We start from the raw sequence: 22,720 nt of genomic DNA, 5'->3' as shown, positions 1-22,720 counted from the left end.
ACCCCGGGGGCCCGGCTCTCAGGTCAACCGGCCGACGGCGCCCAGCAGTTCCGGGGTCAGCCCCGTCAGGGTCGCGCGGACCGTCCGGCCGGGGGCCGGCGGGATCGGCTCGACGGACGGGACGGCGAGCACCGGGCAGCCCGCCGCCTCCGCCGAGGCGACGCCCGTGGGGGTGTCCTCGACGGCCACGCAGTGCGCGGGGTCCACGCCGAGGGCGCGGGCCGCGGCGAGGTACGGATCCGGCTCGGGCTTGGTGCGGGGCGTGTCGTCGGCGGTGACGGAGACGGCGAACTCCGGTGCGCCGAGCGCCCCGAGGGCGTCCAGGACGAGGTCGGCGACGGTCCGGGGCGAGGCCGTGACCAGGGCGGTCGGCACGCCGTCGCGGGCGAGCGCGGCCAGCAGGGCGAGGGCGCCGGGGCGGGGCTCGACCCCGGCCCGTACCCGTGCGGCGAACTCCCGGTGCAGGGCGGCGGCGAGGGGGCCGGCGGCCGCGCCGTCCGGGCCCGCGAGCCAGGCGGCGGTGTGCTCGACGGGGCGGCCGAGGACCTCGGGCCGGTCGGTGTCGGTCAGCGGGCGGCCCGCGACCTGCTCCACCGCCTCCCACCACAGGCCCTCGGTGTCGACGAGCGTGCCGTCCATGTCGAACAGGACGGCGCGCGGGGGGAGTTCGGTGGTCACACTGATCACTTTCTCTGCTGCGTTACGGGGTCGGGAGCGGCCCGCGCCACCGGTCCAGTTGTCGCGCGGGCCGCGGTCTCAGGGGGTGGCGCGGGCGGCGACGAGCACCGGGCGGTCGCGCGGGGTGACCGTGACGGCGTCGCCGGCGGCGAGCGCGGCGGCCTCGTGGGTCGGCAGGTCCGCCTTGACCTCGGTGGCGTCGGCGAGCCGGACGGTGAGCCGGGTGGTGGCGCCGAGGAAGGAGGTGGCGAGGATCCGGGCCGAGCGGGCGCCTTCGGTGGTGACGGTGAGGTCCTCGGGGCGCACGAGCACGTCGACGTCCGTCGCCGAGGGCGCCTCGCCGTCGACGGGGAGGCGGCGGCCGAGCACCTCGACGACGGCGCCGTCCAGGCGGCCGGGGATCCGGCTCATGGTGCCGACGAACTCGGCGACGAAGGCGGTGGCGGGACGCCCGTACAGCTCGGCGGGGGCGGCGCACTGTTCGAGGCGGCCGGCCCGCATGACGGCGACCCGGTCGGCCATGGACAGCGCCTCCTCCTGGTCGTGCGTCACGAAGAGCGTGGTGATGCCGAGTTCGGACTGGATGCGGCGGATCTCCTCGCGCAGGGTCAGCCGCACCTTGGCGTCGAGCGCGGACAGCGGCTCGTCGAGCAGCAGGACGCGGGGGCGCAGGGCGAGGGCGCGGGCGAGGGCAACGCGCTGCTGCTGGCCGCCGGAGAGCTGGTGCGGGTAGCGCCCGCCCTTGTCGCCAAGGCCGACGAGGTCGAGGAGTTCGGCTGCCTGGGCCCGTCGTTCGGCCTTGCCGGCGCCGCGCATCCGGGGGCCGAAGGCGACGTTGTCGACGCAGTCGAGGTGGGGGAAGAGGCTGTACGACTGGAAGACCATGCCCGCGTCGCGCCGGTGGGCGGGGACGTGGGTGAGGTCCTGCCCGTCGACGAGGACGGCGCCGGAGTCGGGGGTCTCGAAGCCGGCGAGCATCCGCAGGGCGGTGGTCTTGCCGCAGCCGGAGGGGCCGAGCAGGGCGAGCAGTTCGCCGGGGCGGACGGTGAGGTCGAGCCCGTCGAGCGCGGTGGTGGGCCCGAACCGCCGTCGCAGGCCCCGGAATTCGACGGTGGCGGCGCCGGTGGCGGTGCTGGGGGTGGTCGTGGCGGTCATGGCGGTCATGGCGGTCATCCCTTGGCGGTACGGGGGCGGCGGCGGGTGCCGGGGGTCCGGCCGCCGGCTCCGGCGAGGGCCAGCAGCAGCACCCAGGTGACGAGGAGGCTGAGCACGGAGACGGCCACGGACATCTGGGCCTGGGAGCCGGAGATGTTGACGATCCAGACGGCGAAGGGCCGGAAGCCGAGGAGCTGGGCGACGGTGTACTCGCCGAGGACCAGGGCCAGGGTGAGGAAGGCGGCGTTCATCAGGGCGCCGCGCAGGTTGGGCAGCACGGCGGTGACGAGGGCCCGGACGGGGCCGGCGCCGCAGCTGCGGGCGGCCTCGACGAGGGTGCGGACGTCGACGGCGCGCAGCCCGGCGTCGAGGGCGCGGTAGGTGAAGGGCAGCGCCATCACGACGTACGCGAGGACCAGGACGACGGGGAAGTCCGGGTTCTGGAGGGCGACGAAGGTCTGGAAGAGGGGGGTCCGGGAGAGGTGTTCGGGGCCCCACTTCAGGACGGTGCCGAGGCCGGCGACGAAGGCGATCGGCGGGACGACCAGCGGCAGCGAGCAGACGGTCTCGACGAGCGGGCGCAGCCGGGGCGCGCCGAGCCGCAGGGCGACCAGGGCGGGCACCATGAGCAGCAGGACGACGGCGATGGTGACGGCGGCGAGGCCGAGGGAGAGCAGCAGGCTGGTGGTGAAGCCCTCGGTGCCGACGATCTTCGTGTAGGCGTCGAGGGTGAGGCCCTGGCCGGGGACGTCGACGGTGAAGACGACGGAGGCGGCGAGCGGCACGAGGAAGTACAGCCCGGCGAGGCCGAGGACCCAGGGGCGCCAGCGGGAGCGCGGGCTCCGGGGGCTCCGGGCGGCGGCGGGGGTCAGGCGAGCCATCGGGAGCTCCGGCGTTGCAGGGGCAGGTAGACGGCCATGACGAGTCCGGCGACGACGACCATGTCGAGGCTGAGGGCGAGCGCCACGTTCTCCTGGCCGACGAGGACGTTGCCGGAGAGGGCGTCGGAGATCTGGAGGGTGACGAGCGGGACGGCGCTGCCGACCATCGCGGCGGCCGTGGCGTACGCGGCGAAGGCGCTGCCGAAGAGCAGCGTGAACCCGCCGAGCAGGCTGGGCGCGAGGACGGGCAGGGCGACGTGCCGCCAGTACTGGAGGGCGGTGGCGCCGTTGCTGCGGGCGGCCTCGCGCCACTGGACGCGCAGTCCGTCGAGGGCGGGGGTGATGGTGAGGACCATGAGCGGGATGAGGAAGTAGAGGTAGACGAGGACGAGGCCCCAGAAGCTGTAGAGGCTCCAGCCGTGGTCGGCGAGGCCGAGGTGGCGGGTGAGGACGCCCGCGTTGCCGAGGGTGGCGACGAAGGCGAAGGCGAGCGGGACGCCGCCGAAGTTGGCGAGCACGCCGGAGGCGGTGAGCACGGCCTCGCGCAGGGCGCGGGAGCGGGAGGTCACGACGGCCTGGGCGAGCGGGAGTCCGAGCAGCGCGGCGAGGACGGCGGCGGTGGCGGAGAGCTTGACGCTGCCGAGCAGGGCGGTCAGGTAGGCGCCCTGGAGGGAGGTGGCGAGGTTCCCCGTGCCGTACGAGGCGGGGCCGCCGTCCGGGTCGTCGACGGTGAACGCGCCGCCGAGCATGGCGAGCGCGGGGACGCCGAAGGCGAGCGCGGTGAAGGCGAGCAGCGGGAGGACGGCGAGCCAGGCGGGGGCGCGGCGGCGGCGCGGCCGGGTCCCGGGGCCGGTGAGGGTGCCCGTCATCCGGAGACGGCCTTGCCCCAGCCCTGCGCGAGGGTCGTCTTGGCCTTGGCCTGCTGGGCCTCGGTCGGGAAGGAGGGGACGCCGGAGACGGCGGGCAGCTTGAGCGCGGCCTGGGTGTCGAGGGTGCCGGCCTTCTCCAGGGCGGGCATCAGGACGGGCCGGGCGAAGCCCTTGAGCCAGAGGTTCTGGCCCTCGGCGCTGTAGAGGTACTCCTGCCACAGGCGGGCGGCGGCCGGGTGCGGGGCGTCCTTGTTGACGGCCTGCGAGTAGTACATGGCGTAGCGGCCGTCGGTGGGGACGGCGACCTTCCAGTCGAGGCCCTTGGCCTTGAACTCCTCGGCGTAGCCGGCGTTGAGGTAGTCCCAGTCGATGCTGATGGGCGTCTCGCCCTTCTCGACGGTGGCCGGGGTGGACTCGACGGGGGTGTAGTTGCCGTTCTTCTTCAGCGCGGCGAAGAAGTCGAGGCCGGGCTGGATGTCGTCGAAGGAGCCGCCCTGGGCGAGGGCCGCCGCGTAGACGCCGCCGAAGGCCGAACCGGACTTGGTGGGGTTGCCGTTGAGGGCGACCTGGCCCTTGTACTCGGGCTTGAGGAGGTCCTTGAAGGTGGTGGGGCAGTTCTTGACCCGCTTGGCGTCGCAGCCGATGGAGACGTAGCCGCCGTAGTCGTTGTACCAGCGGGCCTTGGCGTCCTTCTGGCCCTCGGGGATGTCGTTCCAGGCGGTGACCTTGTACGGGGCGAGGAGGCCCTGCTGGGCGGCGCTGAGCGCGAAGGAGCTGCCGAGGTCGAGGACGTCGGGGGCGCGGTCCTGGCCCTTGCGGGAGGTGACGGCGTTGACCTCGTCCTGGCTGGAGGCGTCGGGGTTCTCGACCTCGATCGTGATCCCGTACTTCTGCTGGAAGCCGTCGATGAGGGCGCCGTAGTTGGCCCAGTCGCGGGGCAGCGCGATGGCGTGCAGCTTGCCCTCCTTCTTGGCCGCCTTCACCAGGGCGTCCATGCCGCCGAAGTCGGCGGCGGAGGTGGCGGTGGCGGCGCTCTTGCCGTCGGCGGTGGCGGCGGCGTTCTCGGGGGCGGCGCCGCAGGCGGTGAGGGCGAGGGCGGCGACGACGGCGAGGGCACCGCCGAGGGCGGCGTTTCTCGGACGGCTCGGCGGGGGCGTGGGGACGGGCACGGCTTCTCCAGGGGGAGCGTCGGTCCAGGGGGTGCGGGGGGCCGGGATCCGTGGGAACCCGGCGGGATTAACTTGTATGGACAAGTTGGCCCCAGTACGCCGGGTGTCCGTGACGTGAACATGAACGAGAAGGGAACGGCCGCCCGCCATTCCCTGCACATTGGCGACGCTTTTCGGCCACTGACACGCTCAACTAGGCTGCTGCCACTGCGCACTGAGGACGCCCTCGACGCGCGAAGGGGGAACCATGCCGACGCCACGCCACGAGCGGATCGCCGAGGAGCTGCGCCGGGCCATCGACCGCGAGGAGTACGCGGTCGGCGGCCGGCTGCCCACCGAGGCCGAGCTGGCCGCCCGCCACGACGCTTCCCGGGGCACCGTCCGCCAGGCGCTGGCCGCGCTCACCGCCGAGGGCCTGATCGGCTCCCGCCAGGGCGCCCGCCGGGTCGTGCTGGCCGGCCGCCGCAGCCAGAGCTTCGCCGAGCTGCGCAGCTTCGCCCAGTGGGCCCAGGCCATGGGCCGCACCGCGACCGGCCGGGTGATCACCCAGGAGCACCGCCCCGCCACCGCCGAGGACGCCGCCCGCCTCCACCTCCCCGAGGGCACCCCGCTGCTCAACGTGCTCCGCGTCCGGGGCCTCGACGGCGAACCCGTCCTCGTCGAGCGCAGCGTCTACGCCGACTGGATCTCCCCCACCGTCGCCGCCCTCGACCCGGAGTGCGCCTCGGTCACCCAGCGCCTGTACGAGGAGACGGGCCTGGTCTTCGCGCACGGCGAGCACGTCATCGACGCCGTCGCCGCCGGCGCCCGCGACGCCGCCCTCCTGACCGTCCGCCGCACCAGCCCCCTCCTCCGCGTCCGCCGCGTCACCACGACCCACGACGGCCGCCCGGTCGAATGGTCCGAGGACCGCTACCGCCCGGACGCGGTGAGCTTCACCGTCCACAACTCGATCGCGAACAACCCGCTGACGCGGACGACAGCGGGGTAGACCCCGTCTCCCGGCGGTCTCCCGCCCGATGCAGCCCGCCCGGGCGGGCCGCATCGGGCGGCGGTCCGCCCGCGCATCGGGCAGACTGGAGGATTGGCCGTTAACGGAACGGCCGGCAGCCGGAAGGACCTGATCGCGCGTGAATGGGCCCCTCATCGTCCAAAGCGACAAGACGCTCCTGCTGGAGGTCGACCACGAGCAGGCCGAGGCCTGCCGGCGGGTCATCGCGCCCTTCGCCGAGCTGGAGCGGGCGCCCGAGCACATCCACACCTACCGGGTCACCCCCCTCGGCCTGTGGAACGCGCGGGCCGCCGGGCACGACGCCGAGCAGGTCGTCGACGCGCTGGTCGAGTTCTCCCGGTACCCGGTGCCGCACGCCCTGCTCGTCGACATCGCCGAGACCATGGCCCGCTACGGGCGCCTCACCCTCTCCAAGCACCCCGTGCACGGCCTGGTGCTCACCACCACCGACCGGCCCGTCCTGGAGGAGGTGCTGCGCTCCAAGAAGGTGCAGCCGCTGGTCGGGGCGCGGCTCGACCCCGACACCGTCGCCGTGCACCCCTCCGAGCGCGGGCAGATCAAGCAGACCCTGCTCAAGCTGGGCTGGCCCGCCGAGGACCTCGCCGGGTACGTCGACGGCGAGGCCCACCGGATCGACCTCGCCGAGGACGGCTGGGCGCTCCGCCCGTACCAGCAGCAGGCCGTCGAGGGCTTCTGGCACGGCGGCTCCGGCGTCGTCGTGCTGCCCTGCGGCGCCGGGAAGACGCTGGTCGGGGCCGGTGCCATGGCCAAGGCCAAGGCGACCACCCTGATCCTGGTCACCAACACCGTCTCGGCCCGTCAGTGGAAGCACGAGCTGGTGAAGCGGACCTCGCTGACCGAGGACGAGATCGGCGAGTACAGCGGCACCCGCAAGGAGATCCGGCCGGTCACCATCGCCACGTACCAGGTGCTCACCACCCGCCGGAAGGGGATCTACCCCCACCTGGAGCTCTTCGACTCCCGCGACTGGGGCCTGATCGTCTACGACGAGGTGCACCTGCTGCCGGCCCCCGTCTTCAAGTTCACCGCCGACCTCCAGGCCCGCCGCCGGCTCGGCCTCACGGCCACGCTGGTGCGCGAGGACGGGCGCGAGTCCGACGTCTTCTCGCTCATCGGGCCCAAGCGCTTCGACGCGCCCTGGAAGGAGATCGAGGCGCAGGGCTACATCGCGCCCGCCGACTGCGTCGAGGTCCGCGTCGACCTGACCGACTCCGAGCGGCTCGCCTACGCGACGGCGGAGCCGGAGGAGAAGTACCGCTTCTGCGCCACGACGGCGACCAAGCGGAAGGTCACCGAGGCGCTGGTGAAGAAGTTCGCCGGGCAGCAGATCCTCGTCATCGGGCAGTACATCGACCAGCTCGACGAGCTCGGCGAGCACCTGAACGCCCCGGTGATCAAGGGCGAGACCTCCAACGCGCAGCGCGAGAAGCTCTTCGACGCCTTCCGCAACGGCGAGATCAGCGTCCTCGTCGTCTCCAAGGTCGCGAACTTCTCCATCGACCTCCCCGAGGCCACGGTCGCCATCCAGGTCTCGGGCACCTTCGGCTCCCGCCAGGAGGAGGCACAGCGGCTCGGCCGGGTGCTGCGCCCGAAGGCCGACGGGCACCAGGCGCACTTCTACTCCGTGGTCGCCCGCGACACGATCGACCAGGACTTCGCCGCGCACCGGCAGCGCTTCCTGGCCGAGCAGGGGTACGCGTACCGGATCCTCGACGCGAGCGAGCTGCTGGCGCCGTAGGGGCCCGGGGACACGGGGGACGCAGGGGCATAGGGGGCATAGGGGCATAGGGACACGGGAGAGGGCGGCCCCGGGAACGGGGCCGCCCTCTCTCATGATCCGCCGGCCCGCCGGGGCCGGACCGCTACCACCGCGGGACGCCGGCCCACAGCTGGTTGGCGCCCTTGTGGCAGGCCCACTGGTTCGCGGTCGCGCCCCACGTCGAGCTCCAGCCGCCGATCTCCAGGCACTTTCCGCTGTGGACGTTCACGAGGGCCATGGCGCCGGTCCCGTCGCCGGGGTAGTCGATCGCGTACCAGACCTGGTTGTCACCACCGGTGCAGTCCCACTGCCCGACGGCGGCGCCGTCGTTCGTGCGCCAGCCGGCGACCTCCAGGCACTTGCCCGAGTTCTTGTTGATCAGCCGCCAGCGGTTGTCGGGGAACTGCTGGTCGAAGTACCAGGTCTGGTGGAGCTGGTCGCTGCAGGGCCACTGGCTGGCGACCGCGCCGTTGTTCTTCGACTGCTGGTAGATCTCCAGGCACAGGCCGCTGGAGCCGTTGGCCACTCTCTGGACGTTCATCGCCGCCGCCGGCGTGGCCGCCATGCCGATGAGGAAGGTGAACGCCAGGGCGAGTCCGCCGATGAAAGAGCGTCGTAGTGATCGCATCATGTCCCCCGTTGCCGCGTTGCCGCGTTGCCGCGTTGCCGTACGTCGCGGGGAGCACGCGCGCCGAAGACGCGGCGCTGGAGCGCACCCCCCGTGGTCTCCTTGCGCGGTCATTAGATCATCTCGGCGCGGGGAGCGGAGAGTTGGCGCGCGGCGGCGGAGGGGCGGGGTGCCGCGTGGGGCCGGGGGCCGGGAGGCGCCGGAGGCGTCGGCTCAGCTCAGGTGGGCGGGGCGGGAGGCGCGGACGCCCGCCTCCTCGTCGTGCACCCCGAGGACGGCGACGGCGACGAGCGCGCCGCCGAAGGCGCGTATCGCGCGCAGCGGGGCGGAGGCCAGGCGGCGGACGCGGGGCAGGACGGGGGCGGTGGGCGCGGGGGTGAGGGTCGTGGCGGTCATGTATCCATGATGGAATCCGGACATTAGGAACACATCGGCCCTGGGGTGGAACCGGGATCCCCCACGAGTCGGACCCCGTCCCCTACGGGTCGGAGCCGGGCGAAGCCATTCGCCCCGGGGCGCCGCGGCGGCGTACACTCGCCAGCTTCCCCGCCTCCCCCGGGAGCGCCGCCGTCCGGTCGGAAACCGGCGGCCACCTCGACGTGTCCGCGTACCCGACCCGGAGGCTTCACCGTGTCCGTAACGTCCGCCACCGACTCCCCCGCCGCCGCCCCCGACGACCCGCTCGCCCGGGAGCGGACGCACCTCGCCGAGTCCCGCGCCGCGCTGCGCGCCATGCGCGAGGACGTCGAGTCGCTCGACATCAAGGACGTCACCGCGAACTGGGTCAACGCCGTCATCCTGACGCGCCAGATCGAGGACCGCGTCAAGGCCCTCGCCGACCTCGCCGACACCCCGCTCTTCTTCGGCCGCCTCGACTACCTGCACACCACGCAGGAGGGCCAGCGCTTCTACATCGGCCGCCGGCACGTCCACGACGCCGTCGGCGACCCGATGGTGATCGACTGGCGCGCGCCGGTCTCCCAGCCGTACTACCAGGCGTCCAGGAAGGACCCCCAGGACGTCGGGCTGCGCCGCCGCTTCGGCTACACCGGCGGCGAGCTCACCGCGTACGAGGACGAGCACCTGTCCGACCCGGCCGAGCTGGAACGCACCAGCCGGCTGCTCCAGGCGGAGATCGAGCGCCCGCGCGTCGGCCCGATGCGCGACATCGTCGCCACCATCCAGCCCGAGCAGGACGAGATCGTCCGCTCCGAGCTGTCCGGCACGGTCTGTGTGCAGGGCGGCCCCGGCACCGGAAAGACCGCCGTCGGCCTGCACCGGGTGGCCTATCTGCTGTACGCGCACCGGGAGCGGCTCGCCCGCACCGGCACCCTCGTCATCGGCCCGAACCGCTCCTTCCTCCACTACATCGAGCAGGTGCTGCCCACGCTCGGCGAGCTGGAGGTACGGCAGGCGACCGTGGACGACCTGGTCGCCCACGTCGAGGTGCGCGGCACGGACGAGGCGGCGACCGCCGTCGTCAAGGGCGACGCCCGGATGGCGGAGGTGCTGCGCCGCGCCGTCCGCTCGCACGTCGCGCTGCCCGCCGAGCCGCTGATGGTGGTGCGCGGCTCGCGCCGCTGGCGGGTGCCCGCGTACGAGCTGGAGGAGATGGTCCGGGAGCTGCTCGACCGGGACATCCGGTACGGCGCGGCCCGCGAGGCCCTGCCGCAGCGCATCGCGCACGCGGTCCTGGTGCGCATGGAGGAGGCCGGCGAGGCACCCGACGACCGGGTGCAGAACGCCGTCGCCCGCACCCCCGCCGTCAAGGCGGTCGTGAAGGAGTGCTGGCCGGAGGTCGACCCGGCGAAGCTGGTGCTGCGGCTGCTGGGCGACCCGGAGTTCCTCGCGGCGCACGCCGAGGGCGTCCTGACCGAGGAGGAGCAGAAGCTGCTGCTGTGGGCGAAGCCCGCGCGGAGCGTGAAGTCCGCGAAGTGGTCGGCGGCGGACGCGGTCCTGATCGACGAGGCGAAGGACCTGGTCGAGCGCACCCACTCGCTGGGCCACGTGGTCCTCGACGAGGCGCAGGACCTCTCCCCCATGCAGTACCGGGCGGTCGGGCGGCGCTGCACGACCGGCTCGGCGACGGTCCTCGGCGACCTGGCGCAGGGCACCACGCCGTGGGCCACCGGGAGCTGGGCGCAGGCCCTGGCGCACCTGGGCAAGCCGGAGGCGCACATCGAGGAGCTGACGGCCGGCTTCCGCGTGCCGCGCGAGGTCATCGCGTACGCCTCCCGGCTGCTCCCCCACATGTCGCCGGGGCTCGCCCCCGTCGAGTCCGTACGGGAGAACCCGGGCTCGCTGGAGTTCCGGCGGGCGGCCGGGCCGGAGGAGCTGGACGCGGACGTGGTCGCGGCGTGCGCGGCGGCGCTGGCCCACGAGGGCTCGATCGGCCTGATCGCGGCGGACGCCCGGATCGCGCCGCTGGCGGCGGCCCTGGAGGCGGCGGGCCTGGCCCACCTCTCCCCCGGCGAGGAGACCACGGCCGCCTCCCGCCTGACCCTGGTCCCGGCGTCGCTGGCGAAGGGCCTGGAGTACGACTACGTGGTCCTGGACGAGCCCGCCGCCGTGGTCGACGGCGAACCCGACGAGCGCACGGGCCTGCGCCGCCTGTACGTGGCGCTGACACGCGCGGTGTCGGGGCTGACGGTGGTCCACGCGGGGGAGCTGCCGGGGCAGCTGGGGTAGGGCGGGTTCCCGGCAGGCGGGGCTCCGGCGGGCGGGGCTCCGGCGGGCGGCCCGGCGGCGGGCGGCCCGGCGGCGGGCGGGGCCGAGTCGGGCTCCTTCGGGGTGAGCCGACGGCAGACCGGGCCGGGCCGGGCGCGAGCCCCCGCGGGCGGCCCGGCTACGCGAACTCCCCCAGCGCCTGCGTCCAGGTCCGGTGGGCGACGGCGGCGAGGACGGGGTTGCGGTGGCGGTAGTACGCCTCCGTCACCACGCCCCAGCCGAGCGCCCAGCCCCGCCCGCGCGCCCAGGTCGCGTCGTCGGCGCCGGCCGCCTCCCGGAACAGCGGGCGGGTGCCGGGGGTGAGCAGCGACCAGGCGCCGAGCAGGTCGCAGGCGGGGTCGCCGGTGCCGAGGCCGCCGAAGTCGATGACGGCGCTGAGGCGGCCGTCGCGGGTGAGGAGGTTGCCGGGCAGCAGGTCGCCGTGGACCCACACGGGCGGCCCGTCCCGCTGCGGCAGCGCCAGCACGGCCTCCCAGGCGGCGAGGGCGGCCGGGGCGTCCAGGGTGTCGTCGGCGGCGAGCTCGCGCACGGCGGGCTCCATGCCGCCCTCGGCCCACTCGGCGACGGACCCGCCCCGGAAGGAGCGGGGCGCGCCGGTCGCGTCGATGCCGCCGAGGGCGGCCACGAACCGCCCGAGCGCGACGGCCGCGTGCGCCGGGTCGGCGACGGGCGCCCGCACGGCGTCGTCGCCGTCCAGCCACTCGTACACGCCCCAGCGCTGCCCGTAGCCCTCCCCGGGCTCACCGAGCGCGACGGGCACCGGCACGGGCAGCGGCAGCCGCCCGGCGAGCGCGGGCAGCCACCGCTGCTCGTTCTCGACCTGCTCGACGGCCCACGCGGCCTTCGGCAGCCGCACGACGAGCCGGTCCCCGAGCCGGAACATCGCGTTGTCGGTCCCGGCCGACTCCACCACCCGCACCTCGGCCCCCGCCCACCGGGGGAACTGCGCGGCGACCAGCCGCCGGACGAGCGCGGCATCGACATCGGGGATCAGCGACATGCGCGCGAGGCTAGTGGGGCACAGGACGCCCGCGCCATGGAATTCGGCCGGACCGGACGCCCGCCGCCCCGACTGCCGCAGCGCCCGAAGCTCAGATGTCGATCAAGTTCTCGCGGTGTGCGCGGCTGAGGGTTGACCGGGGTTCCGTCGCTGCGTCTAATGGCGGCATCAGGGCCCTGACCAGGCAACTTGGTGGATCGGCGGCGTGCCCGTCCGGTCCGGGATCTCGTGGGGGAATCGTGCGTCGCTCTTCGGTGCTCGTCGGCAGGTCCGTGCTCGCTCTGCTGCTGGCGTTCGGCTCCTACGCCGTCCTCGGCGGGGGCTCCCGGCCGCTGGAGGGGAACGCCCTCGACGGGGCCGTGCACGGCGCCGGGTACGAGCACGCGCGGGTCGGTGACGCCTGGTGGGTCACGCTGCCCGCCGTGCGGAACCGGTCGGGCGCGCCCGTCGAGGTGCTCGGCGTCCAGGTGGTCGACCTGCCCCGGGGGCTGCGGGCCGAGCGGTACGCGGCGTTCGACGCCGACGAGACCGGGGCGCCCTTCCTGATGGTGCCGGACGGCAGCCCCGAGTTCCCGAGCGAGCGGTACGCGGACCACTCGGCGCGGCCGCTGCGGCTGGCGCCGGGCGAGCGGAGCCACGTCTACCCGGCCGTCAAGGTCCGGGTGACCGGCGAGGTGCGCGGGGAGCCTTCCTCCTGCCGGTTCGCCTATGCCCGGGGGGCCGACCGGTTCACCCAGGTCCTGCCCTGCGGGTTCACCCTCCGGCCGGAGGCCGAGGCGCCCGAGGTGCCCACCGTCTCGTAGCGGCGTCCGGCCGCGGGCCCCGGGGGTTCCCGAGGGCCCGCGGCCGGCTCGTCACGCCTCGTCCAGCGCCGTGTCCAGCGCCTCGCGCCAGGTGCGGACCGCCGGGGCGGAGACCGGGGCGGTCCAGCCGGCGGGGCGGGCGGCGCCGCCGATGTGGAAGGCGTCCAGGCCCGCCGCGCGGAGCGTCGGGAGGTGGTCGAGGCGGAGGCCGCCGCCGACCAGGATCTGGGGCTCGTAGCCGGGTTCGCCGGTGCGGGCCGCCTCCTCGGTCAGGGTGGTCAGGCCGTCGTCGACGCCCTTGGCCGAGCCCGCCGTCAGGTAGGTGTCGAGGCCCGGGAGGTCCGCGAGGCGCTTGCGCAGGGCGTCACGGTCGGGGGTGCGGTCGATCGCCCGGTGGAAGGTCCAGCGGCAGCCGTCCAGGACCGCGATCAGGCGCTCGACGGCGACCAGGTCGGGCTCGCCCGACGGGGTGAGGAAGCCCAGGACGAACTCGTCGGCGCCCGCCTCGCGGAGCTCCGTGGCGCGGGCCACCAGGGTGTCGAGCTGTCCGGGACCGCCGGCCGAGAAGCCGTCCGTGAGTCTGAGCATCACGCGCAGCGGGATGTCCACGGCGGCACGGATGGCCGCGAAGCCGGTCGTGGACGGGGTGAGCCCGTCCGCCGCCATGTCGGTGACCAGCTCCAGGCGGTCCGCTCCACCGGCCTGGGCCGCGACCGCGTCCTCCTCGTCGAGGGCGATCACCTCCAGCACTGCACGGTTGCTCATCGAGCCCATTCCTCCAGTGATCACACGGCTTATAGGTCTAGTCCAATGACCAGACTAGCCGTGGGAGTGGCCTCCCGCATCGTGCGCGGCCGAAGGAGACGCGGTCGGGGCGGCCGGGGAGGCGGCCGGCGCGGCCGGCTGGGCCGCTCCCGCGCGGACCGTGAACGCCGCCGTGCGGACCTTGCCCTCGTGCTGGAAGTCCAGGAACAGACGGTACGTGCCCGTGCTCGGCGCCGTCGCCGTGAAGGACACGTCGGGGCCGGGGCCGCCCTCGTTGGGGTGGACGTGCAGGTAGGCGAGGTCGCCGTCGCGCAGCGCGACCAGGTGGCCGTACGCCCCGAGGTAGGGCTCCAGGTCCGTCACCGGCTTGCCCGCCTTCGTGACGGTGAGACGGAGCTCACCCGCCTTGCCGGGGTCGAGGGTGCCGCCGAGCCGGACCTGGTAGCCGTCCACGTCGGCGGTCGGCGCGACCGGCGGCAGCGGCTGGGGCTTGAACGCGCCGGGCACCGAGAGGTCGGCGCCGAGCGTGACGCCCTTGGCGTCCTTCACCGCGGGCTTGAAGTCGGCGAAGGCCTTGTAGCCGCCGGCCGCCGGCAGGTCCGCCTGGACCGTCCAGGTGCCGTCGGCACCCTTCACCGGGTGCAGGTGGCGGAAGACCGTCAGGTCGCGCGAGGCGACGATGAAGTGCAGCTCCTTGCCGTGCTCGGTGGTGAACGCGGTGACCTTCCGGCCGTTCGCGTCCTTGATCGAGAACTTCAGGGTGCTCGCCCCGACCGGCGGGGTCGGGGTGTCCAGGGCCAGCGTGTAGCCGCCGTCGGAGATCTGGAGCCCGCCCGCGGCGGGGGCGCTCGCGGCGCCCGCCTCCTCCCCGTGGCCGGCGTGGCCCCCGGCCTCGGCCCCCGGCTTCGTGGGCGCGGCGGCGGCGTGCCCGCCGTGGCCCGGCGCCGGGTCGCCACCGACCGGGCCGACGCCCTTGCCCACCCCGTACGCGGTCCCGAAGGTCGCGGCGAGCGCGGCGGCAAAGGCGGTGATCTTCACTCCGGTGTTCATGGCTGCTCTCCCATGCGTACGGGGATGTCGTGAGCTCCGGCCCAGGCGCTGCGACAGCCCGCGAGTCTCACCTTCATGCACTTCACCATACCCCTAGGGGGTATCAAGTCAAGTCAAGGCCACGCTTGCTTCTGATACCCAAGGGGGGTATACATGGATACAGATCGATACCCCCCGAGGGTATTCGGATCGTTCACCGAAACACTGGAGGAAGACATGGGCTCCTGCTGCACCCCTGACAACAGCTGCTCGACCGGCACGGTCGAGATCACGACGGCCACCGCCGTCGCCGACACCACCGCCACCGTCTACGCCGTCTCCGGCATGACCTGCGGCCACTGCAAGACCGCCATCACCAACTCGGTCTCCGCCCTCGACGGCGTCATCTCCGTGGACGTCGACATCGCGGCCGGCCGGGTCACCGTCACCACCGGCGGCGAGCCCGACGACGCCGCGATCGCCGCGGCGGTCGACGACGCGGGCTACGAGCTGACCGGCCGCGCCTGACCGGCGACCCCCGTGTCGTAACCGGCCGCCGGGGCTCGCCCGCCACGCCCGGGCCCCGGCCCCCGAACTCGCTACACCGAGGAGCAGTTTCATGACAACGACCACTCCGGGCACCGCCCAGGTCGAGCTCGCCATCGGCGGCATGACCTGCGCCTCGTGCGCGGCCCGTATCGAGAAGAAGCTCAACCGCATGGACGGGGTCGAGGCCACCGTCAACTACGCGACCGAGAAGGCGAAGGTCACCTTCGACGCCGACATCGACGTCGCCGCGCTGATCGCCACCGTCGAGGCCACCGGCTACACCGCCAAGGAGCCCGAGCCCGAGCGCCCGGCCGCCTCCGCCGGCGGCCCCGAGGGCCCCACCGACGAGGAGATCGCCGACGCCGAGCTCCGCCCGCTCAAGCAGCGCCTGATCACCGCCGTCGCGCTCGCCGTGCCCACCATCGCGATGGCGATGGTCCCCGCCCTCCAGATCGAGTACTGGCAGTGGCTGAGCCTCACGCTCACCGCGCCGGTCGTCGTCTACGCCGCCTGGCCCTTCCACAAGGCCGCCTGGACCAACGCCAAGCACGGCGCCGCGACCATGGACACGCTGATCTCGGTCGGCACCATCGCCGCGTTCCTGTGGTCCCTGTGGGCGCTGTTCTTCGGCACCGCCGGCACCCCCGGCATGACCCACGCCTTCGAGTTCACCATCGCCCGCACCGACGGCGCCGGGAACATCTACCTGGAGGCCGCGGCCGGCGTCACCGCCTTCATCCTCGCCGGGCGCTACTTCGAGGCCCGCTCGAAGCGCAAGGCGGGCGCCGCGCTCAAGGCGCTGATGCAGCTCGGCGCCAAGGAGGTGACCGTCCTCAAGGACGGCCGGGAGATCACCGTCCCGACCGCCGAACTCCAGGTCGGCGACCGCTTCCTGGTCCGCCCCGGCGAGAAGATCGCCACCGACGGCACCGTCGTCGAGGGCTCCTCCGCCGTCGACGCCTCCATGCTCACCGGCGAGTCCGTGCCCGTCGAGGTCTCGGCCGGCGACTCCGTCACCGGCGCCACCCTGAACGCCGGCGGCCGGCTGGTCGTCGAGGCCACCCGGGTCGGCTCCGACACCCAGCTCGCCCGGATGGCCAAGCTGGTCGAGGACGCCCAGAACGGCAAGGCCGCCGCCCAGCGCCTCGCCGACAAGATCTCCGCCGTCTTCGTGCCGATCGTCATCGCGCTCGCCCTCGGCACCCTCGGCTTCTGGCTCGGCACCGGACAGGGCCTCACCGCCGCGTTCACCGCCGCCGTCGCCGTCCTGATCATCGCCTGCCCCTGCGCCCTCGGGCTCGCCACCCCGACCGCCCTCATGGTCGGCACCGGGCGCGGCGCCCAGCTCGGCATCCTGATCAAGGGCCCGGAGGTCCTGGAGACCACCCGCAAGGTCGACACCATCGTCCTGGACAAGACCGGCACCGTCACCACCGGCCGGATGACCCTCATCAAGGTCCACACCGCCGCCGGCACCGACGAGACCGACGTGCTGCGCCTCGCGGGCGCCCTGGAGCACTCCTCCGAGCACCCGATCGCCCAGGCCGTCGCCACCGGCGCCGCCGCCCGCGTCGGCACCCTGCCCACCCCCGAGGACTTCGCCAACATCCCCGGACTCGGCGTCCAGGGCATCGTGGACGGCCACGCCGTGCTCGTCGGCCGCGAGAAGCTGCTCGAAGAGTGGGCGATGGAGCTCAGCCCGTCCCTCAAGGCCGCCAAGGACGCGGCCGAGAAGGCCGGCAAGACCGCCATCGCGGTCGCCTGGGACGGCGAGGCCCGCGCGGTCCTGGAGGTCGCCGACGCGGTCAAGGAGACCAGCGCCGAGGCCATCCGCCGGCTCCGCGCCCTGGGTCTCACCCCGATCCTGCTCACCGGCGACAACCAGGCGGTCGCCGAGTCCGTCGCCGCCGAGGTCGGCATCGGCGAGGTCATCGCCGAGGTCATGCCGCAGGACAAGGTCGACGTCGTCAAGCGCCTCCAGGCGGAGGGCCGTTCGGTCGCCATGGTCGGCGACGGCGTCAACGACGCCGCCGCGCTCGCCCAGGCCGACCTCGGCCTCGCGATGGGCACCGGCACCGACGCCGCCATCGAGGCCGGCGACCTGACCCTCGTACGGGGCGACCTGCGGGCGGCGGCGGACGCGATCCGGCTCTCCCGCAAGACCCTCGGCACCATCCGCTCGAACCTCTTCTGGGCCTTCGCCTACAACGTGGCCGCCCTGCCGCTCGCCGCGGCCGGACTGCTCAACCCGATGATCGCCGGAGCGGCGATGGCCTTCTCCTCGGTCTTCGTGGTCGGCAACAGCCTCCGCCTGCGTGGTTTCCAAGCCGCCGACAAGTAGCCGTCGGCCCGTGATGTGACGAGGAGGCCGACGTGGCCGGTTACGGACAGCACAAGGAAGACATCATCAGACGCCTGAGGCGCATCGAGGGCCAGGTCCGGGGGGTGCAGCGGATGGTGGACGAGGACGTCTACTGCATCGACGTCCTCACCCAGGTCTCCGCCATCAACGCGGCGCTCCAGTCCTGCGCGGTGGCCCTCCTGGACGAGCACCTCAGCTGCTGCGTCACGGAGGCCATCGAGGCCGGCGGGGATCAGGCCAAGGTCAAGGTGGGAGAGGCCTCCAAGGCCATCGCCCGCCTGATCCGGACCTGACGCAGTCGGCGCCCGGACAAGTAAAGAGAGAGTCAACCGCCCTTGTGCGAAGGGCAGCCAGTGGACAGCCGGACGCTCAGCCGAAGACACAGGCCGAGCACCTGACGCAGGAGCACCAGCTCCGCCGAACCGGGGACTTCGAGGCCGCACACCTTCGCGCAGGGGCGGTTCCGTATCGGAGTAGTCATCCCGCCATCGTACCCCTGGGGGGTATACCTGAGCGGGTGAGGCGGCCCGTACGATGAGCCGCCCGTGACGGGAGGGGATGCACGTGCGCCGGCTGGGAGAGCTGGAGGCCGAGATCATGGACCGGCTGTGGGCCTGGCAGCGGCCCGCGACGGTCCGCGAGATCGTCGAGGACATCAATCTGGGGCGCCGGGTCGCCTACACCACGGTGATGACGGTCGCCGACATACTCCACCGCAAGGGCTGGCTGCGCCGCGAGAAAACGGGCCGGGCCTGGCTGTACGAGCCCGTCCGCAGCCGCGACGAGTACACCGCGGGCCTCATGCAGGACGCGCTCGGCGACAGCCAGGACCGGCCCGCCGCGCTGCTCCGCTTCGTCGAGACCATCTCCGACGAGGACATGGCCGCCCTCGACGCGGCCCTGCGCACGGCCCGGCGCGCCCACGGCGAGGACGGATGAACCACCACACCCTGCCCCCGCTCGGACTCGCCCTGTGTACCGGCCTGCTGGTGCCCTGGCTGCTGGTCCGGGCCCGCTGGGCGCAGCAGGTGCCCCGGCTCGCGCTCGCCGTCTGGGCCGCGAGCGGGGCGGTCTTCGCCGCCAGCCTGGCCGGGCTCGCCCTCCAGCTGATCCTGCCCGCCCGCACCGGACACCGGGTCAGCGACGTGGTGTTCGCCTTCCGCTTCCCGCCCGCCGAGAGCCTGCTCCACCTCGACGGGCGGGAGTACGTCGGCGGGGCGGTCGCCGCCGGGCTGTTGGGCGTCCCCCTCGTCGGCTTCGCCCGCGCCCTGCTGCGGGCCCGCCGGCTGCGGCGGCGGCACGCGGAGACGCTGCGGCTCGTCGGCCGCTACGACTCCGAGCTGCGGGCCACCGTCCTGGACCACGAACACCCCGCCGTCTACTGCCTGCCTGGCCGCTCCCGCCGGGTGGTGGTCTCCTCCGGCGCGCTGCGCACCCTCACCCCCGCGCAGCTCGCCGCCGCCCTCGCGCACGAGCGGGCCCACATCTCCGGGCGGCACCACATCCTGGTCGCCGCGACCGAGTCCTTCGTCGCCGCCTTCCCGCGCCTGCCGCTCGCCCGGCACGGCGCCACGGCGGTGCCGCTGCTGCTGGAGATGGCCGCCGACGACCGGGCGCTGCTGCGGTGTTCGCGCGACGCGCTGGCGACCGCGCTGTACGCGCTGGCCTCGGGCCGGGCGCCCCGCGAGGCGTTCGCGGCGGGCGGGCCCTCGGCGGCGCTGCGGATGCGCCGGATCCTCACCCCGCACAGCGCCGGGCACCCGGTGCTGCGCGGGCTGCTGACGATCGCCACGGCCGGACTCGCCGCGGCGCCACTGATCATCGCTTGCTGCTCGTTCCCCAATTAAATACTAAGTGAATTCGTAGATTTCACATCGGTCACGGCCGTCTGAATTCCCCGCTATTGTAGGTATGTTGGCGTTGAGCTCGGCACGTCGAAGGGTACGAACCAATGCAGCTGGGTCACGTGCGGGCGGCGGGTGCCGCGGACGCGACGACCATATCCAGGCTGCTTGCCGAGTCCATTCGGGGCAGCTATACGGAAATACTCGGAGAAATACCGACCGGCCGACTTGTCTCGTCACAATGCGCACTACCCCGTATCCGTGCCGAAATTGAAATTCCCGGCGGCGCGCCCGGCTGGCTCGGCTGGCTGGTGGCGGCCGGACCGGACGGCGCCCTGATCGGCGTCGCGGCCGGCGGAGTGCCGCTCCCCGGCGAGGGCGAGGTCTACGCGCTGGCCGTCGCCCCGGACGCCCGCAGGCGCGGCGTGGGCACCGCCCTGCTCACGGCGGCCGGCGAGCGGATGCGCGGCTACGGTGCCACCGAGCTGCGGGTCACGCTGCCGAGCGAGGACGACCCCTCGCTCCCCTTCCTCACCCGCCTCGGTTTCCTCCCCCTGGGCCCCACCCGCCTCAACCGCGCGCTCTGACACGGGAGCCGCCAGGCTCCGCGCCCGCCCCGGGCGCCGCTCCCGGGACCGCCCGGAATCGCTCAGCAGTCCCTGCTCCACGCGTTCGTGGCAGACACACGCCATCGCGTGTTCACGCCCCCGGATCCGCTGGAATCCGTCCTCCGTCCCCGGCCAGGATGGAGCACAGCGGCGCGGACCCGGCGGCACGGGAACTCGCCCGGACGGCATGGACCGAGCGAGCCTCTGGAGGAGCGATGCACACACCGAGCGGCACTTCCCTGCCCGCTGTGCCCGCAGCGCTCGCGCCGGTCCTGCCGTCCCGATACGGCCACTCCGGCACCCCGGTCGGGACGCTCGACGCGCTCGGCCCCCTGGAACTGCCCGCCCCCGGCGCCGGCATCCGGATCAAGTCCGACACCCTTCCCGGACTCGAAACGGTCTCCCCCGGCGACGAGGACTCGGTCTGGCTCCACGACGCGCTCCTCGGCCCGCACAGCGCCGACATCGTCCGGTACCTCAGCCTCGCCCGGTCCACCGGCGGCCCCGTCCTCGATCTCGGCTCCGGCGCCGGACGGCTCGCCGTCCCCTTCGCCCGGCACGGCTTCGCCGTGGAGGCCGTGGACCGGGACGGCCCCGCCCTGGAACGCCTCGAGTCCTGGGCCCGGCGCATCGGCCCGCAGGTCGCCGAGCTGATCGTGACCACCCGGGCCGACCTCACCGAGCTGCGGCTCGACGGCGACTACCGGCTGGCCCTGCTGGCCGGCGCGATGGTCTCCGCCGTGCCGCCCCGCGCCCGGCCCCGGCTGCTGCGCGAGATCGCCTCGCACCTGGGGGCGGGCGGAGCGCTCGCGCTCGACTACACGGCGCACCAGGTGCCGGGGCTGATCGCGGAGCCGCAGCGCACCTGGGCCTTCCAGGTGCCGCGGTTCGACGGGATCGACGAGTGGGTGGTGGCCCGGCAGGTCTTCGACCTGCGCGCGATGAGCGAGCGGATCACCTACTACTCGGCGCGCACCGGCAAGCTCTCCACCGAGCGGGTCGTGCTGACCACCGACAAGTGGATCGTGGACGGCGAGCACCTGGCCGCCGAGTTGCACTCGGCCGGACTGCACATCGAGGGCCGGCGGCGGCAGCGGATCGACGAGCGGACCGAGAGCGTCCTCCTGGTCTGCCGGACGGACGACTGACCGGCCGGCGCCGGGGGCGCGGCGCCGGGACCGACCCGGCGGGGGCACTGACGACAAGGACGGCCAAGAGGTACGATGCCCACAAAGGTTTGGGCCGACCAGGTGGCGGGCGGAGAAGATGGCAGTCGTGGAAGAGCTGACGGGCCGCGAGGCGGTGATCCAGCGCCTGCGCGACGTCGGGCTGCGGGTCACCGGACCGCGTCTTGAGGTGCTCACCGTGCTCGCCGCCGGCGGCCATCTGGACGTCGAGGCGATCACCGCGACCGCCCGCGAGCGGCTGGGCACGCTGACCAGCCAGGCCGTGTACGAGATGCTGCGCCACTTCCAGGAGACGGGCCTGGTCAGCAAGTTCGACCGGCCCGGCCTCCCGGCCGTCTTCGAGGTCTCGGGCCCCCCGCACCAGCACGCCCTGTGCGTGGAGTGCGGCCGGGTGGAGAACGTGGACGCGACCGCCCCCGCCCCGCCGCGCGGCAGCCTGCCGCGGTGGCGGATGAGCGACGCCGAGGTGGTCTTCAAGGGTGTTTGCCCCGACTGCGACGAAGAGCACCGTTCGCGCTGAAAGCGCTTGAACACCGTGCGTCGCGTTCGAATTTGTGGCAGGGTCGAGCGGGGCGTGTCAACGGGATCCGCGCGATCCGAGGGGAGTCTGCTGCGCCGTGTCCAAGAACGCCGCCGGAGCGCGAGCGGGAAGCGAACAGGCCCTCACTCTCTACCAGGCACTTCGCGCCACTCCGGCCGACCCCTTCGAGCTCGTCGCCCGCCGTCTCGACCTGTCCGAGGCCGAGCGTGAGCGGTGCCGGGACGAGCTCATCTCCCTCGGGCTGCTCGACCACGGGCACATCACCCCCGAGCGGCCCGCCCCCGTCGTCGTCGCCCCCGATGTCGCCCTGCTCCACCTGCTCCAGCACGAGCGGGACCGGCTGGAGAGCCGGCTGGCCGAGACCAGCCGGGCGCACACCACGCTGGAGACGCTCGCCGGACCGTTTCTGCGGGCGGGTCTCGAACCGGGCTCCGAGGTCGAGGTCGAGATCGTCGACGATCCCGAGCGGGTGCGCCGGGAGCTGGCGAACCTGACGGATACGGTCCGCCAGTCGGTCCATTCGATGCTGACCGGCTCGGTGCGCCGCGAGGAGATGGCGCTGGAACTGGAGTGGGACCGCAGCCGGGCGGCGCGCGGGGTGCGGGTTCAGGCCATGTACGGGCACCGGATGGGCCAGATCCCGGAGATGGTCCAGCATCTGGCCGCGCGCGCCGAGGTCGGCGTGGAGATCCGCCTCTCCTCCGTCGTCCCCATGAACATGGTGCTGGCCGACGACGACTTCGCCCTGCTGCCGACCGATCCGCACGACCCGGCCTCGGCCACGATCCTGGCCCGTGGACCGGGCCTGGTGCGTTCCTACCGCGCCCTGTACGAGTACTGCTGGCACGCCGCCACCCCGTACGGGCACGAGGAGGCGCCCACCGACCAGGGCGGCGGCCTCACCGAGCAGCAGCGGGCCGCGCTGCGGATGCTGGCCTCGGGGATCAAGGACGAGCAGGTGGCCCGGAACCTGGGCGTCTCGCTCCGCACGGTCAGCCGGCTGATCTCCGAGGTGATGCAGGAACTGGACGCGGCCAGCCGCTTCGAGGCCGGCGTGAAGGCCGTCCGGCTGGGCCTTCTCGACGGCGAGACGCACGAGTTCACGGCGTAGCCTGACGGTCCTGAAGGTCGAA

22 protein-coding genes and 1 pseudogene are annotated in these 22,720 nt (G+C 73.8%); 13 read left to right on the top strand and 10 right to left on the bottom strand.

Going from position 1 to position 22,720, the window contains the following annotated elements:
• Nucleotides 1-33: 33 nt before the first annotated feature.
• The 5 genes and pseudogenes from ACZ6J5_RS01075 to ACZ6J5_RS01055 all read right to left on the bottom strand — a co-directional run.
• Nucleotides 34-639 (bottom strand): annotated as a pseudogene (locus ACZ6J5_RS01075) (HAD family hydrolase); the annotation flags it as partial.
• A gap of 117 nt (nucleotides 640-756) precedes the next feature.
• On the bottom strand, nucleotides 757-1,833 hold the full coding sequence (locus ACZ6J5_RS01070) for an ABC transporter ATP-binding protein (RefSeq protein WP_469387398.1): 1,077 nt from the start codon (nucleotides 1,831-1,833) through the stop codon (nucleotides 757-759).
• A gap of 14 nt (nucleotides 1,834-1,847) precedes the next feature.
• Nucleotides 1,848-2,714, bottom strand: a complete 867-nt coding sequence (locus ACZ6J5_RS01065) for an ABC transporter permease (protein ID WP_469386378.1) — start codon at nucleotides 2,712-2,714, stop codon at nucleotides 1,848-1,850.
• Nucleotides 2,702-3,583, bottom strand: coding sequence for an ABC transporter permease (locus ACZ6J5_RS01060; RefSeq protein WP_469386376.1), 882 nt, complete (start codon nucleotides 3,581-3,583; stop codon nucleotides 2,702-2,704). Before ACZ6J5_RS01060 ends, ACZ6J5_RS01065 begins: the two co-directional genes overlap by 13 nt.
• Nucleotides 3,580-4,752: an ABC transporter substrate-binding protein gene (locus ACZ6J5_RS01055; protein ID WP_469386374.1), complete on the bottom strand. Its 1,173-nt coding sequence runs from the start codon at nucleotides 4,750-4,752 to the stop codon at nucleotides 3,580-3,582. Before ACZ6J5_RS01055 ends, ACZ6J5_RS01060 begins: the two co-directional genes overlap by 4 nt.
• 247 nt (nucleotides 4,753-4,999) lie before the next feature.
• On the opposite strand from ACZ6J5_RS01055, the gene ACZ6J5_RS01050 reads away from it, so the two are divergent.
• Nucleotides 5,000-5,743, top strand: a complete 744-nt coding sequence (locus ACZ6J5_RS01050) for a GntR family transcriptional regulator (RefSeq protein WP_469386372.1) — start codon at nucleotides 5,000-5,002, stop codon at nucleotides 5,741-5,743.
• Nucleotides 5,744-5,882: 139 nt separating this feature from the next.
• Nucleotides 5,883-7,523 carry a DNA repair helicase XPB gene (locus ACZ6J5_RS01045; protein ID WP_469386371.1) on the top strand — a complete coding sequence of 547 codons (1,641 nt, stop codon included), beginning with the start codon at nucleotides 5,883-5,885 and terminating at the stop codon, nucleotides 7,521-7,523.
• Nucleotides 7,524-7,647: 124 nt separating this feature from the next.
• Here the strand turns inward: ACZ6J5_RS01045 and ACZ6J5_RS01040 are convergent, their stop codons facing one another.
• Both ACZ6J5_RS01040 and ACZ6J5_RS01035 read right to left on the bottom strand, forming a co-directional pair.
• A complete protein-coding gene (locus ACZ6J5_RS01040) occupies nucleotides 7,648-8,172 on the bottom strand; it encodes an RICIN domain-containing protein (protein WP_469386369.1) in 525 nt (174 codons plus the stop codon).
• Nucleotides 8,173-8,385: 213 nt separating this feature from the next.
• Nucleotides 8,386-8,568, bottom strand: a complete 183-nt coding sequence (locus ACZ6J5_RS01035; RefSeq protein ID WP_469386367.1) for a hypothetical protein — start codon at nucleotides 8,566-8,568, stop codon at nucleotides 8,386-8,388.
• A 234-nt stretch (nucleotides 8,569-8,802) separates the two neighbouring features.
• Between ACZ6J5_RS01035 and ACZ6J5_RS01030 the strand changes: the two genes are divergently transcribed.
• Nucleotides 8,803-10,860, top strand: coding sequence for a HelD family protein (locus ACZ6J5_RS01030; protein WP_469386365.1), 2,058 nt, complete (start codon nucleotides 8,803-8,805; stop codon nucleotides 10,858-10,860).
• A 157-nt stretch (nucleotides 10,861-11,017) separates the two neighbouring features.
• Here ACZ6J5_RS01030 and ACZ6J5_RS01025 read toward each other — a convergent pair whose 3' ends face one another.
• Complete coding sequence (locus tag ACZ6J5_RS01025) at nucleotides 11,018-11,899, bottom strand: aminoglycoside phosphotransferase family protein (RefSeq protein ID WP_469386363.1); 882 nt, start codon at nucleotides 11,897-11,899, stop codon at nucleotides 11,018-11,020.
• 239 nt (nucleotides 11,900-12,138) lie between these two features.
• On the opposite strand from ACZ6J5_RS01025, the gene ACZ6J5_RS01020 reads away from it, so the two are divergent.
• Nucleotides 12,139-12,702 carry a hypothetical protein gene (locus ACZ6J5_RS01020; RefSeq protein WP_469386361.1) on the top strand — a complete coding sequence of 188 codons (564 nt, stop codon included), beginning with the start codon at nucleotides 12,139-12,141 and terminating at the stop codon, nucleotides 12,700-12,702.
• Nucleotides 12,703-12,753: 51 nt separating this feature from the next.
• On the opposite strand, the gene ACZ6J5_RS01015 is transcribed toward ACZ6J5_RS01020, so the two are convergent.
• Together ACZ6J5_RS01015 and ACZ6J5_RS01010 are read right to left on the bottom strand one after the other, a co-directional pair.
• Nucleotides 12,754-13,467, bottom strand: a complete 714-nt coding sequence (locus tag ACZ6J5_RS01015) for a copper homeostasis protein CutC (RefSeq protein ID WP_469386359.1) — start codon at nucleotides 13,465-13,467, stop codon at nucleotides 12,754-12,756.
• Nucleotides 13,468-13,521: 54 nt separating this feature from the next.
• Complete coding sequence (locus ACZ6J5_RS01010) at nucleotides 13,522-14,517, bottom strand: hypothetical protein (RefSeq protein WP_469386357.1); 996 nt, start codon at nucleotides 14,515-14,517, stop codon at nucleotides 13,522-13,524.
• A gap of 216 nt (nucleotides 14,518-14,733) precedes the next feature.
• On the opposite strand from ACZ6J5_RS01010, the gene ACZ6J5_RS01005 reads away from it, so the two are divergent.
• The 9 genes from ACZ6J5_RS01005 to ACZ6J5_RS00965 all read left to right on the top strand — a co-directional run bounded on the left by ACZ6J5_RS01005 (nucleotide 14,734) and on the right by ACZ6J5_RS00965 (nucleotide 22,698).
• Nucleotides 14,734-15,024, top strand: a complete 291-nt coding sequence (locus tag ACZ6J5_RS01005) for a cation transporter (protein ID WP_362478490.1) — start codon at nucleotides 14,734-14,736, stop codon at nucleotides 15,022-15,024.
• 91 nt (nucleotides 15,025-15,115) lie between these two features.
• Entirely contained in the window at nucleotides 15,116-17,386 is a 2,271-nt protein-coding gene (locus ACZ6J5_RS01000; protein ID WP_469386354.1) for a heavy metal translocating P-type ATPase, read from the top strand.
• 32 nt (nucleotides 17,387-17,418) lie between these two features.
• A complete protein-coding gene (locus ACZ6J5_RS00995; RefSeq protein ID WP_046906527.1) occupies nucleotides 17,419-17,700 on the top strand; it encodes a metal-sensitive transcriptional regulator in 282 nt (93 codons plus the stop codon).
• Nucleotides 17,701-17,971: 271 nt separating this feature from the next.
• Nucleotides 17,972-18,346 (top strand): BlaI/MecI/CopY family transcriptional regulator, encoded by a 375-nt coding sequence (locus ACZ6J5_RS00990; protein WP_469386352.1) that lies wholly within the window; start codon nucleotides 17,972-17,974, stop codon nucleotides 18,344-18,346.
• Entirely contained in the window at nucleotides 18,343-19,254 is a 912-nt protein-coding gene (locus ACZ6J5_RS00985; RefSeq protein WP_469386350.1) for a M56 family metallopeptidase, read from the top strand. Before ACZ6J5_RS00990 ends, ACZ6J5_RS00985 begins: the two co-directional genes overlap by 4 nt.
• 308 nt (nucleotides 19,255-19,562) lie before the next feature.
• On the top strand, nucleotides 19,563-19,838 hold the full coding sequence (locus tag ACZ6J5_RS00980) for a GNAT family N-acetyltransferase (protein WP_469386348.1): 276 nt from the start codon (nucleotides 19,563-19,565) through the stop codon (nucleotides 19,836-19,838).
• 269 nt (nucleotides 19,839-20,107) lie between these two features.
• Nucleotides 20,108-21,007, top strand: a complete 900-nt coding sequence (locus ACZ6J5_RS00975) for an SAM-dependent methyltransferase (protein ID WP_469386346.1) — start codon at nucleotides 20,108-20,110, stop codon at nucleotides 21,005-21,007.
• Nucleotides 21,008-21,125: 118 nt separating this feature from the next.
• Entirely contained in the window at nucleotides 21,126-21,566 is a 441-nt protein-coding gene (locus ACZ6J5_RS00970; protein ID WP_469386344.1) for a Fur family transcriptional regulator, read from the top strand.
• A 97-nt stretch (nucleotides 21,567-21,663) separates the two neighbouring features.
• Complete coding sequence (locus ACZ6J5_RS00965) at nucleotides 21,664-22,698, top strand: LuxR C-terminal-related transcriptional regulator (protein WP_469386343.1); 1,035 nt, start codon at nucleotides 21,664-21,666, stop codon at nucleotides 22,696-22,698.
• Nucleotides 22,699-22,720 lie beyond the last annotated feature (22 nt).

The organism is Streptomyces sp. NPDC042100, assembly GCF_055582325.1.
Note: the sequence above shows the minus strand (reverse complement) of the source record. Positions and strands in the feature narration are given on the sequence as shown.